The sequence below is a fragment of the Stenotrophomonas sp. STEN056 genome (genome assembly GCF_056759635.1).
In genome coordinates this window covers 1-16,351 of the sequence record NZ_JBRRDL010000006.1, presented here as the reverse complement: position 1 = coordinate 16,351, position 16,351 = coordinate 1, and the positions used below count along the sequence as shown (strand labels likewise).

Here is a 16,351-nt window from a genome sequence, read left to right as displayed (position 1 = left end):
CAAAGGGAGTTTTACAGAATGAACAAGACCGAATTGATCGACGGCGTTGCCGGCGCTGCTGACCTGTCCAAGGCTGAAGCTGGCCGTGCGGTTGACGCAGTCATCGCCGAGATCACCAAGGCCCTGAAGAAGGGTGACACGGTGACTCTGGTTGGCTTCGGTACGTTCCAGGTTCGCGAGCGCGCAGAGCGCACTGGCCGCAACCCGAAGACCGGCGAAGAGATCAAGATCGCCGCTGCAAAAAATCCTGCATTCAAGGCTGGTAAAGCCCTGAAGGACGCTGTAAACTAAGCGGCTCACCAGGGGTGCTTAGCTCAGCGGTAGAGCGTCTCCCTTACACGGAGAGGGTCGGGGGTTCGAAACCCTCAGCACCCACCAAATAAGCATCATCGGTAGCAGTGTTGGAAGTGGAGCGGTAGTTCAGCTGGTTAGAATGCTGGCCTGTCACGCCGGAGGTCGCGGGTTCGAGTCCCGTCCGCTCCGCCATTTCATACACGCCCCTGAGCAATCGGGGGCGTTGTTTTCTCAAGGCCTCGGCTGAGAGGGAACAAACAGGTTAAATGCGGAGCGGTAGTTCAGCTGGTTAGAATGCTGGCCTGTCACGCCGGAGGTCGCGGGTTCGAGTCCCGTCCGCTCCGCCATTTATCCAGTCATTCTTCGGAATGCGCATCACCGGGTTACCGCTGATGGACGAGTCAAAACGTGGAGCGGTAGTTCAGCTGGTTAGAATGCTGGCCTGTCACGCCGGAGGTCGCGGGTTCGAGTCCCGTCCGCTCCGCCAGTTGTCTCAAAAGCCCTCGGCGCAAGCCGGGGGCTTTTTCTTTTGGCCGTGCCCGGCCAAGGCCGTGTTGGGACTCGGGGGAGAAGCGGGTTACACTGCCCGGCTCGCCAATAGGCCCTGATTTTTCCCATGCTGCAGAAACTTCGCGACAAGACCTCAGGCTGGATCGTTACGGTGATCATGGGCCTGTTGATGATCCCGTTCCTGTTCGTGATCGACAACAGCTACCTCGGTGGTGTCGGTTCGCAGAACGTGGCCAAGGTTTCGGCACCGCCATCCTGGTGGCGTTCGGCGCCGTCGTGGTGGCCGATGTCCTTCCTGTGGAGCCACCATGAAGTGAGCGTGGAAGATTTCCGCGCGCGCTTCGAGCAGGCGCGCATGGATGCCCGTGATCAACAGGGCGACAACTTCGACCCGCGTGAGTTTGAGAGCGTCGAAAACAAGCGCGTTGTGCTGGACCAGCTGATTGATGAGCAGGTGGTTCGCCTGGCGGCGGAAGATGCGCACATCGTCATCGGTGATGCGGCCGTGCGTGATTACATTGCGGGCATCTCTGCTTTCCAGCGCGACGGCAAGTTCGATGCGGACCAGTACAAGATGGTGTTGGCGCAGAGCATGCCGCCGCGTACCCCGGCCATGTTTGAGCAGGTGGTGCGGACCAGCCTGCAGCAGTCGATCATTCCGACCGCGCTGGCCGAATCGGGTTTTTCCACCAAGGGCGAGGCCGAGCGGCTGCTGAAGCTGCTGGGTGAAACCCGCGATGTCGAGTTTGCCCTGTTGCCGGTGGCCGAGGCGGATACCGCGCCGGTGAGCGAGGCTGAGATCAAGCAGTGGTACGAGAGCCACCCGAAGGATTTCCTGCAGCCTGAAACCGTGTCCATCGAGTACGTCGAGCTCAATGCCGCGAGCATGCCGGCGGTTGCGGCCGCCAACGAGGCGACGTTGCGCAGCCGTTATGAGGAAGAGAAGGCACGCTTTGTCAGCGCTGATGAGCGCCTGGCGTCGCACATCCTGATTTCTGCCGGCAGCGATGAGGCTTCGCAGAAGGCGGCTGAGGCCAAGGCCACCAAGCTGGCTGCCGAAGCCAAGCAGCCGGGTGCGGATTTTGCGGCGCTGGCCAGTGCCAACTCGGATGACGTGGGCTCCAAGAGCGGTGGCGGCGATCTGGGTTGGGTGCAGAAGGGCGTGATGGTCAAGCCGTTCGAAGATGCCCTGTTCGCGATGAAGGCAGGCGAGATCGCCGGCCCGATCAAGACCGAGTTTGGTTACCACGTACTGCAGTTGCGTGAGATCAAGGGCGGTGAGGGCCGTTCGTTCGAGGAAGTGCGTGACCAGCTGGCAGCCGAACAGCTGCAGGCCGACACCGAGCGGGCCTTCAATGACCTGAGCGGCCGTCTGGTTGACCTGGTCTACAAGAACCCGACGGCGCTGGAGCCGGCCGCCAAGGAAGTGGGCTTGCCGGTGCAGACGCTGGGGCCGTTCACCCACGCCACTGCAAATGGCATCGCGACCATCCCGGCCGTGCTGAGGGCTGCGTTCTCCGATACGTTGGTGGAAGACGGCACTGTGAGCGATCCGATCGAAATCGCGCCGAACCACAGCGTGATGATCCGCGTTACCTCGCATACGCCCGAGCAGGCCACGCCGCTGGCACAGGCGCAGGAACAGGTGATTGCCGCGGTGCGAGCCAACCGCACCAAGGAAGCACAGAGCAAGGCGGCTGATGCGCTGCTGGCCAAGTTGAAGGACGGCCAGACCCTGCAGGCCCTGGCGGCAGCCGAGAAGCTGCAGGTGTTGCCGGTACCGGGCTTGCCGCGCGGTGCACCGATGCCGACGGCGGCCGCCAACCAGGCCGTGTTCACCGCAGCTCCGCCGGTGTCGGCGGACAAGCCAATCTACGGCAAGGTTGCGATGGAAGACGGGCGTCAGGCCGTATTCGCGGTGACCAAGGTGACGCCGGGCAACATCGCTGAAGTGCCGGAGCAGCAGCAGACCCTGCTCAAGCAGCAGCTGAGCCAGATTGACGGTGCAGCGGCGGCCAAGGCTTACGTCGATGGCATGCGCAAGCACTTCAAGGTGCAGGTGCAGGAATCGCAGCTCTGATCTGAGTGCGGTTGATCAGAATGAAAACCCGGCCTTTGGCCGGGTTTTCTTTTTGGGCGGCTGTACTGCTTCGGAAGCGATGAAGGCTGGGCGTCTTGGATACACGGATCCGAGGCGGAAGCAGCACCGGCCGCATAGCGGAGAGTGTCAGCTGGTTCTGCGATGCCACTGGCATCCGCGTCTGGGTCGCCGCCGAAGTGGCGCCGGTCGATACGGTTTGAGGCTGCGTTGCCGAGGGCGTAACTGCAGCCTGCAGAGTTTGCGCACGAATCACGAAACCGTTCTGCTGCGCTGCTGCCTGCACCACACAGTCTGCAGCGATGACGAGGCCGGCAAGGGCGTGCCGACGTTGCGCCATTTCTGTGCAGGTGGCGGCGATCCGGTGATCGGGACAAACAGAAAGCCCGGCGTGAGGCCGGGCTTTCCAGTGAGTGCAGCGATAGGGGATGTACTCAGCGGGCGTCTTCAAACCTCAGCACCATGCCCGGGCGGAGTATCGCGCTGGCGTCGAGATCATTGAACGACAGCAATGTCTTCACCGAGATGCCGTAGCGACGGGCAATCGTCCACGCGGATTCGCCGTTGCGGACAGTGTGGCGGCGGGTGTTGCCGGCCGATGCCACCGTCGCCGCGCGTGCGGGGCTGCCAGTACCGGCTGCCGGGGCAGACGTGGGCGTGCTGTCGGTAGCGGCAATCAGCGGAGCAGCCGCCGCAGCTTCATTGCCACTGCCGATGAACGCTGGCGCCAGTACGCGGCTACCGGCGCGTGCGCCGGTCAGCGCGGGGTTCAGCCGTGCGATGCGGGAGGGATCCAGCGCGTTCTGTGCCGACCAGCTAGCCAGGGAAGTATTGGCCGGCAGCGTGTGGCCCTTGAGAATCGGCACCGGACGGTTGAGCGAGGCCATCAGGTCCGGCTCGCGCTCTGCCTGTTCCAGCACACAGGCCAGGGCGTGCAGCTTTTCCACATACGCATAGGTGATGGGCGACAGACCGGGCAGCTCGGCCGCACGCGCGTTCTGCGCGTTCATGCCGCCGCGGCGCAAGGCCTGCAGGATGCGGTACTCGCCGGCGTTGTAGGCCATGACCGCCAACTGCCAGTCACCGGCGAACATGCCATGCAGGGTCTTGAGGTAACGCACTGCGGCGCGGGTGGAATCCACTGCCGAGAGGCGACCGTCATAGCCCTTTTCCATCGGCACGCGGTGGTTGCGCGCGGTGGTGGCGATGAACTGCCACAGCCCGGCAGGACCGCTGGCGTTGCGTGCGCCCGGGCGGTAGCCGCTTTCGACGAACGGGATCAACGCGAACTCGGTGGGCAGGCCGGCGGCGCGCAGTTCATCAACCACATAGCCGAACAGCGGCAGGGCGTCGTCTTCGACATTGCCCAGTCGCGCCGGCGCATGGGCGAACTGCTTGCGCCAGCGCGGGCTGGTGGCGTCGGCATCGCACTGCGGTGCGGCCAGGCCTTCACGGAAGTTGGCGAAGATTTCGCGGCCATTGCGGGTGGTGGCCGGCGGCAGCGAGGCGGGATCAATCGGCAGGGCGCCGAGGGATGCGATGTTCTGGGCAAGCCCGGCGCTGGCGGGCAGCGTCTGGGCACTGGCGGCGGCGCTGACGCCGAGCAACATGCCCAGCGCGAGGCAGAGAGTGGCCCGCCTCACGCGCGGAAACCGTCTTTCCACCGCCGCAATTCGGCGAAGACTTCCACCTCATCGGCGGGCGCTCGGCCCAACCGGGCGGCTACTGCGTCACGGATGTGCGCATCAGCAGTGCGCAGGAATGGATTGCATTGCAGTTCACTGGCCAATACGGCGGGAACAGTGGGGCAAGAGCGGCTGCGCATGTCCTGAACTTCCTTCTGGCGGCGTTGCAATGCCGCGTTGGTGGGATCGACATGCCGCGCGAAGACGGCATTGGCCAGCGTGTATTCATGCCCGCAGCAGACCCGTGTCTGTGCGGGCAGGGCGGCCAGTCGCTTGAGCGAGGCCAGCATCTGGGCGGGCGTACCTTCAAACATGCGCCCACAGCCCAGGCTGAACAGCATGTCGCCACAGAACAGATGATCGTGGCCGAAATAGGCGATGTGGCTCCGGGTGTGGCCGGGAACCGCCATCACCGAAAAGTCGAAGCCGGAGGATTGTACCCGGTCGCCATCGGCCACCCGTTCACAATCCACAGCGATCCGTTCATCGTGCGGGGCGAAGACGCGCAGCCGTGGCCAGCGCTGGCGCAACTCGGCCACGCCGCCAATATGGTCGTCGTGGTGATGGGTGAGCAGCACCGCGGCCGGCTGCATGCCCTGGGCGGCGGCTTCAAACACCGGCCCGGCTTGGCCGGGATCGACGAATATCGTGCGCTCATCGGGCGTTTGCAGCGCCCAGATGTAGTTGTCCTGGAATGCAGGCAGGGCGGTCAGTCGCATAGAATTGGAAAATGCCTGCCGCCCCGTCCCCCCGTCAAGCGTCAGTCTCGCCTTGGTTTGAGATGGCTGCTGCGCGGGCGATCCGCGATTGGGAGCACGAGCACCTGCTGGAACGGCTGCGCAGCGTGCCTGCGCAACCCTGGTTGTGGCTGGCGCCCAGCGCCGCCTGGCTGCCGGATCAAGCGCCTCCGGGGCGCGGCGTACGCCTGCACCGGCTGGCACAGGGATCTGGCTGGCAGGGTGAACTGCGCTGCGGCTTGTCCCTGCCGTTGCCGGCAGAAACCCTGAACGCGATTGTGATTCAGCATGCCGCTCCGGCGGATCTGGCGGTGCTGGTGGCCGAGTGCGCGCGGGTACTGATGCCGGGTGGACGGTTGTGGATGACCGTACTTAACCGTTACAGCCCCTACCGGGCGCATTGGCAATGGCAGGACGCGCAGCCCGCGTCGGTGGCGCGTACCCGGGTGCTGATGAAGCGGCAGGGCCTGCGGTGCCAGTCCATCGGCCATCATGGGCCGCTGTGGAGCCCGCGCGGCGCCGTGGCCGGGACGAGCATGCCGGCATTGCGCGCGGTGTGCGTGCTGGAAGCAGAAAAAAGAACCGAGGCGCTCATCGGGCCGATGAAAGCCAGCCAAGTGGGCTGGCGCCGGCCGATGGCGACCTGAATCAGCAACGGAACAACATGAAGTCAATTGAAATACATACCGACGGCGCCTGCCTCGGCAATCCAGGGCCGGGTGGCTGGGCAGCGCTGCTGCGTTACAAGGGGCATGAGCGCGAGGTAACGGGAGGGGAGGCGCACACCACCAACAACCGCATGGAGTTGATGGCCGCCATCGCCGGGCTGGAAACGCTGAGCGAGCCGTGTGACATCGTGCTGTCTACCGATTCGCAGTATGTGCGTCAGGGCATCACCGAATGGATGCCAGGCTGGGTGCGGCGCAACTGGAAGACCGCTGGCGGTGATCCGGTCAAGAACCGCGACCTGTGGGAACGCCTGCACGCGGCAACCCAGCGGCATCAGATCGACTGGCGCTGGGTGAAGGGCCATGCCGGCAATCCGGACAACGAGCGGGTGGACCAACTGGCCCGTGATGCAGCAATCCGCGCGCGCGACGGCGCCGCAAGCAACTGAGGTAGAGCATGCGCCAGATCGTTCTTGATACCGAAACCACCGGCCTGGAGTGGAAGAAGGGCAACCGCGTGGTCGAAATCGGCTGCGTGGAGCTGCTTGAGCGTCGCCCCAGTGGCAACAACTTCCACCGCTACCTCAAGCCGGATTGTGAGTTTGAAGCCGGCGCGCAGGAAGTCACCGGCCTGACGCTGGACTTCCTCGCCGACAAGCCGCGTTTTGAAGAGGTTGTCGACGACTTCCTGGCCTATGTGGAGGGCGCCGAGCTGATCATCCACAACGCCTCCTTCGACATGGGCTTCCTCGAAAACGAGATGTCGCTGCTGGGCAGGGGGCGGCTGGCCGAGCGTGTGACCGTCACCGATACCCTGGCGATGGCGCGTGAGCGTTTCCCGGGGCAGCGCAACTCACTGGATGCGCTGTGTCGCCGTCTGGGTGTGGACAACTCGCATCGCCAGTTGCACGGCGGCTTGCTTGATGCGCAGATCCTGGCCGACGTCTATATCGCGTTGACCTCCGGCCAGGAGGAAATTGGTTTTGGCCAGCCGGAAACGGAGCGCCCGCGTGCTGCCGGCAGTGTGCAGACGTTCGATGCCTCCGCGCTGCTGCCGCGTCCGCGCGTGGTGGTTACCGCATCGGAGCTGGAAGCGCACGAGGCACGGTTGGCCCGGCTGCGCAAAAAGGGTGGCCACGCCTGGTGGGACGGCGAGCGTGCACCGGAGCCGACCGGGACAGCGTAAAGGCGGCTCGGTGGATTGCCTGGTGTAGGAGCGGCCACGGCCGCGAAGTGCATGCGGTGGATGCATCAGTCAATCAGCAACTGCGGTAATCCGGTTGCAGTTGCAGGTGCCGGATCCGCCGTAAACATGCTTGGCTTCGCGCCTTAAGGCGCTCCTACAGCCGCTGATTTGCCTCAGTGGCAGCGGACCAGGATGGCAGTGATGTTGTCCGAGCCGCCGCCATCGAGTGCGGCGGCGACCAGTGCGTCCACGCATTCCTGGGCGCTGCAGTCGGCATGGGCGAGGGCTTCGGTGAGGTTGTGGTCATCCACTTCCTCGGTCAGGCCATCGCTGCACAACAGCAGTTGCATGCCCGGGCGCAGCTCGCCGGTCATCGTAGCCACATTGAGATGGGCCGGGTCGGTGACGCCGAGCGCCTGGGTGACCACGTTGCGGTGTGGGTGCGCGCGCGCCTGCTCGGCGGTCAGGCTGCCCTGTGCGATCAGTTCCTGCACATAGCTGTGGTCCTGGCTGAGCTGGGCCAGCTTGCCGTCGCGCCACAGGTAGGCGCGGCTGTCGCCGACCCATGCCACTTCAAAACGGTTGCCCTGTACGCGTGCAGCGACCACGGTGGTGCCCATCGGCAGGCTGTCGTTGCGCCGGCGTGAGGTGCGGATGATTTCCTCGTCGGCGATGCGGATGGCCTGGACCAGTGCGGTGCCGCTGCGGATTTCACGCACGATGGTTTCCCGCGCCAATGCGCTGGCCACCTCGCCACAGGCATGGCCGCCCATTCCGTCGGCAACCAGCCACAGGCCCAGCTCCCCGTCACCGTAGTAGGTGTCTTCGTTGAGCTGGCGGCGCAGGCCGACGTGGCTGAGGTGTCCGAATTCGATCATGGATGCCCGGATGGGCCAAGGAGTCGGCAGGATGGCAACGCATCATCGCGTTCATGGAGTAGGACAGCAAGCCTCATCGCAAGGCCGGCCAGCTCCGGGAAAGGTTGCCAGCCAAGGCATTTGGCCAGTCACCGTGAAAAAGCGCTTGTCGGCATTGCCAATGCCCCTTATCATTTGCGGCCCGGTTCGCCGGGACCATCTGGAGAGGTGGCAGAGCGGTTGAATGTACCTGACTCGAAATCAGGCAGGCGTTTATAGCGCCTCGGGGGTTCGAATCCCCCCCTCTCCGCCAGATCAAGAAGAAAAGGCTGCCCAATCGGGTGGCCTTTTCTTTTTGTCCGGGGGGAAGAGTGGGTTAGCCCCGGCGGGTCGACCAGCTGCACAGCCGCCTTGCCTGCCTGTGTTGCCACCACTTCTGTGCAGTGCAGCCCTGCGGAGCCGGCCCGAAAGACCCTGCATCACATCGCTACCGCCTGAAGATGGATGCGCGGCTGCCTGGGCTGGGGGCCTGTCAGGTGATTGCGTTGGCCTTTTTCCATTTGCGCAGCCGGCCGCGGGCATTGGCATAGGGCGAGGAGGTATTGAGCTGGATCATGCGGCCTTGGGTGTACTTTCCGTACCAGGGCGCGGCGTACAGCGAGGCGTCGGTTTCCTGCTCGACCAGGGCCACAATGCGGGCGTGCACCTTGGCAAACAGCTCAAGCAAATCGGGATAGGCGATGTCAGCGTGGTCGGCATAGAACTTCTGTGCCAGGCGGCCCAACTCGCTCCAGTTATAGCCCGCCTCGGGAAAGTGCACCGGCACTCCTCTGGCTTTGCCATCGCACCACTTCAGAACCAGCAGATTCCAGCCGATCAGATACGCGACCAGATCCGAAACACTCATCCAGGTGCCCTGGGCGTGGCCTTCGAGCGTCGCTTCTCTTGCGTAATGCGCAGGCACGCTGGCGAGATCGGCCATCAGCTTCTGGTGCGTTGTGCTGATCGCCTCCAGCAGCTCCTGCTTGTTCTGCGGCACCGCCATGTGGGTCCTCCTGAATGTCGGGGCGATCTGCCCCGGTTCCTGTACACGCGCTTCAATGGGTTTGGCGCGCGCTGCTGTTCAAACGGCACGCAGAGGGTAGGGCATCGTGGCGTACCCCCGGTTTGTCGACGATGCGTTTGATGCTGGCTTCGGTTACCGGCTCGGACGTGGTGAAGATTCTTCAGCATCTCGGGCATCGCCGAAACTGGCCGCTGCCCTCTATCCGGCGGTGCAGCGGCCCTGGCCGAGCTTCCGGTGCCCATCACCGCTGTGGCGGCAGGTTTCAGCGGCCGCTGACACACGAAGAAGCGATGTTGAATCAGGGGCCTGGTAGGGCTCGGATCGAGCTTGGCCAACCCTTGTGGCAGCGCACCTTCACGGCGGCAGTTGATCGCTGGTGCCTATACTCCGCCCACTCATCGAGTAGTCCGTTGAACTAAACGGAAGCTCCGCACATCGCACCAAGGATCTGTCATGCGACACGCTTCTCTGCCTCCCGTACCGCAACGGCTGCGCGACATGCTCAAGGACTACCCTGAGCATATCCAAACCTTGCAATCCGATTTGAATCGCGTAGTCGAAGAGCCGTTCAAAGGCACCCCAATGCTTGAACAGGCAATTTGGGCACTGGAAGGTGCGCTGGATTCCTTCATCGACGAAGCTCGTGCAGAACTGCGGACGGCCGAAGCCAGTGGCGATCCGGCTGTGATTGAGCGGGCGGCAGCGAAGAAGTCATTGATGTTCCGCGCCCGGTCAAAAATCGTGTGGCTTGGAGACGTAGGGTTTTCAGATTATTTCCGGGCCAAGAGCGAGATTCCCTGAATGAGCTCTCCTGACGGCGAACTTGATTTCGAGAACCACACAAGAATTTTTCAACAGGAAGTGCTTCCTGGCAGTGGTCTGAATAGCTCGATTTCGCATGAAAATCCAAGGGCAATCATTCTGGGGGGGCAGCCCGGTTCGGGAAAGGGAGGGCTAGTAAACGCTGCGATTCAGGAGCTGAAGGGCGATGCTGTTCTTGTCGACCCCGATGAACTGCGCCAATACCATCCCGATATTGAGAGACTCCGGGATAACCATCCCTACACGTGGTCCTCGTACACCCATTCTGATGCCAGTGCGTGGTCTGACGAGCTGTTGGATGCCACCGTTGCGGGCAAGAGAAACCTGATCTTCGACACCACGCTGAGCAACGGCGAGTGGTCGTCTGAACTGATCAACGATCTGCAGTCGAAGGGCTACACGGTGGAGGTGCGCGCCATTGCATCTCCAAAGCTGGAGAGCGAACTCGGGGTTGAGCAACGTTTTTCTGGAAATCTCGACAGCAAAGGCTATGGTCGTTACGTTCCCGCTGGTGCTCGCGATGCGATCTACGAGAAGCTGCCCAATAGCCTGAACATGGTGCACGAACGCACCGATGTGCAAATTCGCATCTTCAATCGCGAAGGCCAGGAGTTGTACGACAGCCATACCAACCCGACGTTGCCTGGGGCTGCATTGCAGGAGGCGCGCGATGCACGGCTGAGAGATCCCGCCATCACCCATCAGCTGCGCGATGGCTGGCAGGAGCAGCAGGCCTGGCACCGTGATCTGCCGCAGACGCTGTCCCACAATGACAAGGTTTCTCCGCCCGCGCGAGGGAATCTGCTGACAGAACGCAGCGAAGCCCAACTGGTTGAGGGGCTTGACCGCCAGGTGCGGCAAATCGTCGATATTGATCACACGGTCCGTGTTCGCCCCACCCGTATCCGCGCGGGCGCTGCACTGGGCATCGCTGGCCTGGCATTGGAAGCCTATGACGCTGCTGAGACTTTGCGGACCAATAGCCGACTGCGTGGCGAGGGCAATGACACCGCCGCAGAGTCAGGGTTGATCCACTTCGGCGCACGCAGTGTAGGCGGCTTTACGGGCGCAGGCCTGGGCATGGTGGCCGGTGTGGTCGCAGGCGTCGAATCCGGTCCCGGTCTGCTGGTCACAGGCGCCATCGGCGGGATAGCGGGCGCATTCGCGGGCGATAAGATTGCCGAGTGGACGGACAACCGCCGCATCTACAACCAGGCCGACAGCCAGGGAAACAGGTGGACGTATGATCCGGATCATCCTGATCAGGGTTGGCGGCGCCCCGCGCCTGTTGACAGCAGCAACGACGGCGTCGGCAACCCGACGCGTGGTCAACTGCAAGCGTCGCCGGCCCTTGCCAGCCGGCTGAACTACCAGGCAACCAGTGAGTCAGTGGAATTGATATTGGGTAGCCCGCCCAGTCAGCGCGACCCGTTCACGCAACCGGCCAATGTCAGCGACTCGCACAGCTGGTATCCGGCGCAGTGGAAACGCTCGGCCGATGGCGAGCAGTGGCGACGCGAAGTGGTCACTGCCGTATACGAGCGTGGCTATCACCAGACGCGCATTGATGTGGCAAGTCCGGAGCGAGCAGCCGAACTCGATCAGGCCGCTGCCCAGGTCGTGCTACATAATGCAGCCAACAGCCGACCGGCGATTGCGGCCCGCTATGAAGCAGCCTATGCCCAGAATGACTGGGCGGCCCATGGCTCGATACCCGAGGCTGTGCAGCAGGCACGCACCGATCTGGACGCATTGACCGCCTCCGACGACAAGCGCTATCAGCGCCAGGCGGACGGCCGTTGGATCAGCGAGGGGAGTCTTTACGTATCCACTGCCCGCGGGAACCTGCGCGCCGAGTTGGACGCCACCCGCGAAGTGATGGAGGCGACGTTGCCGCCGCCCCAGGTCATACAGAAGCCGTCGCCGATGACGGCCGATGAGCGCATGCGCGACGCATTGCAGGGCGCCTATGCAGCCGTGGGGGTAGCCCCGAGTGCGGAACAACTGGCGGCGAGTGCGCTCGCAGTCCAGGCCACACAGGCCAAGCTGGGGCTGGATCCCGATACCACTGGCCTGCTGGTACAGCGCAACACCAACGGCGGTTACGACGTGGACAGCCCTGTTGCCAGTCTGTGTCGGGGCGCTGACGGCAAGACCTACACCATTGCAGCTGTGACCACCGCGGGGGAAATCGATCAGGCACAGGGGCGGGTTTCCTCCACCGGCAACGGTGGCCTGCAACAGAGCGTGCGGACCACCGCCGAGCAGCCAATGGAGAAGTCCCACGCGGGCGCGCCGGTGCCGCCTCGGTACGAAGCAGTGCCGTCCCCGGCAATGACTGCCATGCAGGCCGACCCTTTGTATCGGCAGATCCGCGATGGTGTGGCCGCGCTGGACGCACGTTACGGGCGCGAATTCGACGAGACCAGCGAGCGGATGACTGCCAGCCTGGTGGTGTTGGCAAAGGGCAACGGGCTGAAGCAGGTGGACCATGTGTTGCTGAGCAACGCGACTTCGGAACGGCCAGCCGCCTACAACGTTTTCCTGGTGCAGGGGAGGCTGGATGACCCTGCGCACCTGCCTGCGGTCATGCCCACCGGACAGGCGGCGCAAACTCCGGTTGCGGAGTCGATGCAGAACTACGCGGCGCTCAGTCGCGAGCCGGGTCAGCAATCCCAGGCCACACAACTGCAGGAACAACACCAGCAGGAGAACCAGGCCACAGCCACCGGCATGGGGCGATAGTCGGGGCCGAAGGGGTGATGCCTGCCCGTGGTGGGCCGGAGCAGGGCGGTCAGGCGGGGTGGCAAAGCCGTGGGTTGTTCTCAGCGACGGGCTAAACTGTGCACTTCGTCATCCAGGCACTTCCCATGTCCGAAATCCTTGTCCCCGTTTCCTTTGGCGAGCTGCTCGACAAGATCTCGATCCTGCAGATCAAGTCCGAGCGCATGAGTGATGCGGCCAAGTTGGCCAACGTGCGCAATGAGCTGTCGGCACTGGACCGCACCTGGGCCTCGCATCCGGCTGCCGCGCAGGACATCAGCGCCTTGCGCGATGACCTCAAGGCGGTCAACGAGCGGCTGTGGGATATCGAGGACGACATCCGCCTGAAGGAAAAGGCGCAGGCTTTCGACGATGCCTTCGTGCAGCTGGCGCGCAGCGTCTACATCCAGAACGATGAGCGCGCGCGCATCAAAAAGGCCATCAACCTGGCGCTGGGTTCCAGCTATGTGGAAGAGAAGTCCTACCAGGACTACCGCGCCAGTTGAATCCGCTGCGCAGGCTGTGATGCTGAAAGGCCGCCCATCGGGCGGCCTTTTGCGTTTACGTTGGGGCAGGTGATGCTCAGTGCGGGTGATCGGCGCGATAACGCTCAAATGCGGCGATGCCGTCGTCCACGCTGATCAGCGACATCACATCGTTGAACTCGATCTTGGTGCCCCATTTCAACTGGCTGGCCGGCTTGTTGAGGTAGCGGCGCGCGGCGTCGTCGTAGCGGTCCACGCAGTAGCGGCGATCCGAGTACGGGCCGCTGCGCTCCGGGTTGCTGGCCGCATGCAGGCCCAGCACCTTGGTGCCCACCGCATTGGCGATGTGCATCGGGCCGGAGTCGGGCGTGACCAGCAATGAGGCGCGGGCCAGCAACGCCGGCAGCTGCTTGAGCGTGTCCTTGCCGACCAGGTCCAGCACCGGGTGCTGCATCGCTGCGATGATGGCGTCGCTGGTGCTGCGCTCCAGTTCGCTGCGGCCACCACACAGCACTACGCGCCAGCCCTGCGCGGCGGCATGGTCGGCCAGCGCGGCATAGCGGTCGGCGTACCAGTTGCGGCGCTGGTGGCTGGAGCAGGGCGAGATCATCAGCACCGGGCGACCGTCGTCATCCCATTGCGCGGCGGCCCACTCGTGGGCTTCCGGCGGTGTTGCCAGGTCCCAGCGCACCTGGGTCTGCTTCATGCCCAGCGGTTCGCAGAAGCTGCCGATGGCATCGAGCACATGGATGCCGGAGCGGTCCGGGATGCGTTCGTTGATGAAGAGGCCGTGCAGGTCCTTGGAGCGGGCCTTGTCATACCCGATGCGGCGCCGGGCCGGGATGAAGGCGGAAAGCAGGTTGGCGCGGAAGGCCACCTGCATCTGCAGCAGCGCGTCGAACGGTGCCGGGGGCAGCTCGGCGCGCAGCGCACGCATGCCGGCTATGCCGGTTTTCTTGTCGTAGACATGGAAGGTGATGCCGGGCAGGCCATCGAGCAGCTTGTGGCCGGCCTTGTCGATCACCCAGTGCAGCTCAAGCCCCGGCCGTGCCTGCTGCAGCGTGTGAACCAGCGGGACGACATGGGTCACATCTCCCAGCGCCGAGAGACGCAAGAGGCACAGTGGGGAGGACGATGCAGGCATGTGTTGTTAGACTCGCTGGGAATGGTCGCATTCGACGCCAATGAAGCCCTGACGCCGTGCCGCGAAGGTCGTGGATACGGCGCCATTCTGTTCGACCGCCAGCGCCTGCGGCAAGCTGATCCAGCGCTGTTCTCACCTGCGCACTGGGATGGCAGGGCGCGCCCGGTGGGCGAGGGTGGCCGCGGCGGCGCCTGGTTTGTCGATGCGCCGTTTGGCCAATGCGTGCTGCGGCACTACCTGCGCGGCGGTGTTGCCGCCAAGCTCAGCCGCGACCGCTACCTGTGGCAGGGCGCGGACCGCACGCGCAGCTTTGCCGAGTTCCGGCTCATGCGCAAACTCATCGAGCACAAATTGCCGGTGCCGCGGCCGCTGGCCGCGTTCTACATGCGCGAAGGCGTGACCTACCGCGCTGCGATCCTGATGGAGCGGCTGGAGAACGTCCGCTCGCTGGCCGACCGCGCGCTGGTAGCCGGCCGTGGTGCGCCATGGGAGGAAACCGGCAGGCTGATCGCCCGTTTCCACCGCGCGGGGCTGGACCATGCCGACCTCAACGCGCACAACATCCTGTTCGACGCCACCGGCCACGGCTGGTTGATCGATTTCGACCGCGGCGTATTGCGCATCCCCGCCACCCGCTGGCGCGAGCGCAACCTCAAACGCCTGTTGCGTTCGTTGCTCAAACTGCGTGGTGAACGCAGCCGCGAGGACGTGGAGAAGGATTTCGCACGGCTGCGTCGTGCCTATGATCTGGCCTGGAACCGGGGCACCTGATGCGCTGGGCATTGCGTTTTCTGGGCGTCGGCAATGCCTCGGCGGTCGAGCTGGGGTCGCCGATGTCGGTGATCGAGCGCGATGGCAGGCCGTGGCTGACCATCGACTGCGGTGGCGAAGGGCTGACGGCCTACCGCACGCACTACGGCGCGTTGCCCGATGCGGTGTTTGTTACGCATATCCACCTGGACCATGTGGCCGGTTTCGAGCGCCTGTTCGTGGATGCCTATTTCAACCGCCAGCGGCGCGGCAAGGTGCGGCTGTATGTGCCGGCGACCGTGGTGCCGCTGCTGCATCGTCGCGTTGCTGATTACCCGAATGTGCTGGCCGAAGGCGGTGCCAACTTCTGGGATGCCTTCCAGTTGATCGTCGTTGGCGATGCGTTCTGGCATGAAGGCGTACGGCTGGAAGTATTCCCGGTGCGCCACCACTGGCCCGAGACCGCTTATGGGCTGCGGTTGCAGGGCGCGCTGGTATGGAGCGGTGACACCCGCCCGATTCCGGAAATGCTGGCCCGGTACGCTGCGGACAATGAGCTGATCGCCCACGACTGCGGCCTGCACGGCAACCCGTCGCATACCGGCGTGGATGACCTTGAACGCGAGTACGACGCGGCAACCCGGGCGCGGATGATGCTCTACCACTACGCCAGCGCCGCCGACGGCCAGGCACTGCGCGCACGCGGCCACCGCGTGGCGATGCCCGGCGAGTGCGTGGCCTTGGCAGCCCCCACTGCAGCGCAGGTGGCGCTGGAAGACCTGCCGTGATGCGGCAGCCGGTAGACGTTTGAGCCGGCATCGCCCGGAATTTACGCCGGATACGCGGCAAGGCTGCAGCCACAGGCGTTGGTGACGTTCAGTCGATCAGAGGTCCATCAGGCGTCCAGCCGTAGCCTGCGGGACGAAGAGGCGTGTTTGCGAACCATGGGTTCGCGATCCGATGCGTGCCTTTGCGGCAACGCAAGGGCCGGGGCGCGGAGCGGGGGTTGGGGTGAGCGGAGATCAAAGCCAGAAGCGGCCGGACTCACGCAGCCCTGGTCCTGCACGCCGGGCTTGCTCCAGTCAGTCACAGCCGTAGCCGGGCGCGACCACTGCTTCGGCAGCGGCGTCACTTTTTCAAAGGCTGAAAGGGTGGCGACCCCGCCGGCTGACCTCGGCGCCCGCGTCGATCGATACCGTTGCTGCCTTCCGGCCCTGGCGGGATTTTCGACCTAGCGTCGCGAGGGGCCGACGGGGCCACCATAGAGACGGTTTGGGCGGGCCAAG

At 64.1% G+C, this 16,351-nt stretch carries 16 protein-coding genes, 5 tRNA genes and 1 other RNA gene; 15 read left to right on the top strand and 7 right to left on the bottom strand.

Going from position 1 to position 16,351, the window contains the following annotated elements:
- Positions 1-18: 18 nt before the first annotated feature.
- From ACVOLO_RS05195 to ACVOLO_RS05170, 6 genes are all read left to right on the top strand, one after another.
- A complete protein-coding gene (locus tag ACVOLO_RS05195; protein WP_481569219.1) occupies positions 19-291 on the top strand; it encodes an HU family DNA-binding protein in 273 nt (90 codons plus the stop codon).
- Between the two features lie 12 nt (positions 292-303).
- A tRNA-Val gene (locus tag ACVOLO_RS05190) sits at positions 304-378 on the top strand.
- A gap of 31 nt (positions 379-409) precedes the next feature.
- Positions 410-486: transfer RNA gene (locus ACVOLO_RS05185), tRNA-Asp, on the top strand.
- Between the two features lie 78 nt (positions 487-564).
- Positions 565-641, top strand: a tRNA-Asp gene (locus ACVOLO_RS05180).
- Between the two features lie 63 nt (positions 642-704).
- Positions 705-781: transfer RNA gene (locus ACVOLO_RS05175), tRNA-Asp, on the top strand.
- A gap of 129 nt (positions 782-910) precedes the next feature.
- Positions 911-2,884: a peptidyl-prolyl cis-trans isomerase gene (locus tag ACVOLO_RS05170; protein WP_481569218.1), complete on the top strand. Its 1,974-nt coding sequence runs from the start codon at positions 911-913 to the stop codon at positions 2,882-2,884.
- Here the strand turns inward: ACVOLO_RS05170 and ACVOLO_RS05165 are convergent.
- Genes ACVOLO_RS05165 through gloB form a run of 3 tightly spaced genes read right to left on the bottom strand, consistent with a single transcriptional unit; the run spans position 2,853 to position 5,306 of the window.
- Positions 2,853-3,353: a hypothetical protein gene (locus ACVOLO_RS05165; protein ID WP_481569217.1), complete on the bottom strand. Its 501-nt coding sequence runs from the start codon at positions 3,351-3,353 to the stop codon at positions 2,853-2,855. The genes ACVOLO_RS05170 and ACVOLO_RS05165 overlap by 32 nt on opposite strands.
- A complete protein-coding gene (locus ACVOLO_RS05160) occupies positions 3,337-4,545 on the bottom strand; it encodes a lytic transglycosylase domain-containing protein (RefSeq protein WP_481569216.1) in 1,209 nt (402 codons plus the stop codon). The genes ACVOLO_RS05165 and ACVOLO_RS05160 overlap by 17 nt, the downstream gene beginning before the upstream one ends.
- A complete protein-coding gene (gloB, locus tag ACVOLO_RS05155) occupies positions 4,542-5,306 on the bottom strand; it encodes a hydroxyacylglutathione hydrolase (RefSeq protein WP_481569215.1) in 765 nt (254 codons plus the stop codon). The genes ACVOLO_RS05160 and gloB overlap by 4 nt, the downstream gene beginning before the upstream one ends.
- A gap of 62 nt (positions 5,307-5,368) precedes the next feature.
- On the opposite strand from gloB, the gene ACVOLO_RS05150 reads away from it, so the two are divergent.
- From ACVOLO_RS05150 to dnaQ, 3 genes are read left to right on the top strand one after another with little or no spacing between them, the layout of a single operon-like run.
- On the top strand, positions 5,369-5,971 hold the full coding sequence (locus tag ACVOLO_RS05150) for a class I SAM-dependent methyltransferase (protein WP_481569214.1): 603 nt from the start codon (positions 5,369-5,371) through the stop codon (positions 5,969-5,971).
- Positions 5,972-5,988: 17 nt separating this feature from the next.
- A complete protein-coding gene (gene rnhA / locus ACVOLO_RS05145; RefSeq protein ID WP_481569213.1) occupies positions 5,989-6,441 on the top strand; it encodes a ribonuclease HI in 453 nt (150 codons plus the stop codon).
- An 8-nt stretch (positions 6,442-6,449) separates the two neighbouring features.
- Entirely contained in the window at positions 6,450-7,178 is a 729-nt protein-coding gene (gene dnaQ, locus ACVOLO_RS05140; RefSeq protein ID WP_481569212.1) for a DNA polymerase III subunit epsilon, read from the top strand.
- Positions 7,179-7,351: 173 nt separating this feature from the next.
- On the opposite strand, the gene ACVOLO_RS05135 is transcribed toward dnaQ, so the two are convergent.
- Positions 7,352-8,056, bottom strand: a complete 705-nt coding sequence (locus tag ACVOLO_RS05135) for a PP2C family protein-serine/threonine phosphatase (RefSeq protein WP_481569211.1) — start codon at positions 8,054-8,056, stop codon at positions 7,352-7,354.
- Between the two features lie 201 nt (positions 8,057-8,257).
- On the opposite strand from ACVOLO_RS05135, the gene ACVOLO_RS05130 reads away from it, so the two are divergent.
- A tRNA-Ser gene (locus ACVOLO_RS05130) sits at positions 8,258-8,348 on the top strand.
- Between the two features lie 219 nt (positions 8,349-8,567).
- Here the strand turns inward: ACVOLO_RS05130 and ACVOLO_RS05125 are convergent.
- Positions 8,568-9,080, bottom strand: a complete 513-nt coding sequence (locus ACVOLO_RS05125) for a ClbS/DfsB family four-helix bundle protein (protein WP_481569210.1) — start codon at positions 9,078-9,080, stop codon at positions 8,568-8,570.
- 474 nt (positions 9,081-9,554) lie between these two features.
- Here ACVOLO_RS05125 and ACVOLO_RS05120 point away from each other — a divergent pair, with 474 nt between their 5' ends.
- From ACVOLO_RS05120 to ACVOLO_RS05110, 3 genes are all read left to right on the top strand, one after another.
- On the top strand, positions 9,555-9,902 hold the full coding sequence (locus ACVOLO_RS05120; protein ID WP_481569209.1) for a hypothetical protein: 348 nt from the start codon (positions 9,555-9,557) through the stop codon (positions 9,900-9,902).
- A complete protein-coding gene (locus tag ACVOLO_RS05115) occupies positions 9,903-12,668 on the top strand; it encodes a zeta toxin family protein (protein ID WP_481569208.1) in 2,766 nt (921 codons plus the stop codon). It abuts the gene before it with no gap.
- Positions 12,669-12,793: 125 nt separating this feature from the next.
- Positions 12,794-13,192 (top strand): DUF6165 family protein, encoded by a 399-nt coding sequence (locus ACVOLO_RS05110; RefSeq protein ID WP_481569207.1) that lies wholly within the window; start codon positions 12,794-12,796, stop codon positions 13,190-13,192.
- Between the two features lie 76 nt (positions 13,193-13,268).
- Here ACVOLO_RS05110 and ACVOLO_RS05105 read toward each other — a convergent pair whose 3' ends face one another.
- Positions 13,269-14,315 carry a glycosyltransferase family 9 protein gene (locus ACVOLO_RS05105; protein ID WP_481569206.1) on the bottom strand — a complete coding sequence of 349 codons (1,047 nt, stop codon included), beginning with the start codon at positions 14,313-14,315 and terminating at the stop codon, positions 13,269-13,271.
- 21 nt (positions 14,316-14,336) lie between these two features.
- On the opposite strand from ACVOLO_RS05105, the gene ACVOLO_RS05100 reads away from it, so the two are divergent.
- Positions 14,337-15,086: a 3-deoxy-D-manno-octulosonic acid kinase gene (locus ACVOLO_RS05100; RefSeq protein WP_481569205.1), complete on the top strand. Its 750-nt coding sequence runs from the start codon at positions 14,337-14,339 to the stop codon at positions 15,084-15,086.
- Complete coding sequence (locus ACVOLO_RS05095) at positions 15,086-15,853, top strand: MBL fold metallo-hydrolase (protein WP_481569204.1); 768 nt, start codon at positions 15,086-15,088, stop codon at positions 15,851-15,853. Before ACVOLO_RS05100 ends, ACVOLO_RS05095 begins: the two co-directional genes overlap by 1 nt.
- 369 nt (positions 15,854-16,222) lie before the next feature.
- Here the strand turns inward: ACVOLO_RS05095 and ffs are convergent.
- Positions 16,223-16,319: signal recognition particle sRNA small type (gene ffs / locus ACVOLO_RS05090), an RNA gene on the bottom strand.
- Positions 16,320-16,351 lie beyond the last annotated feature (32 nt).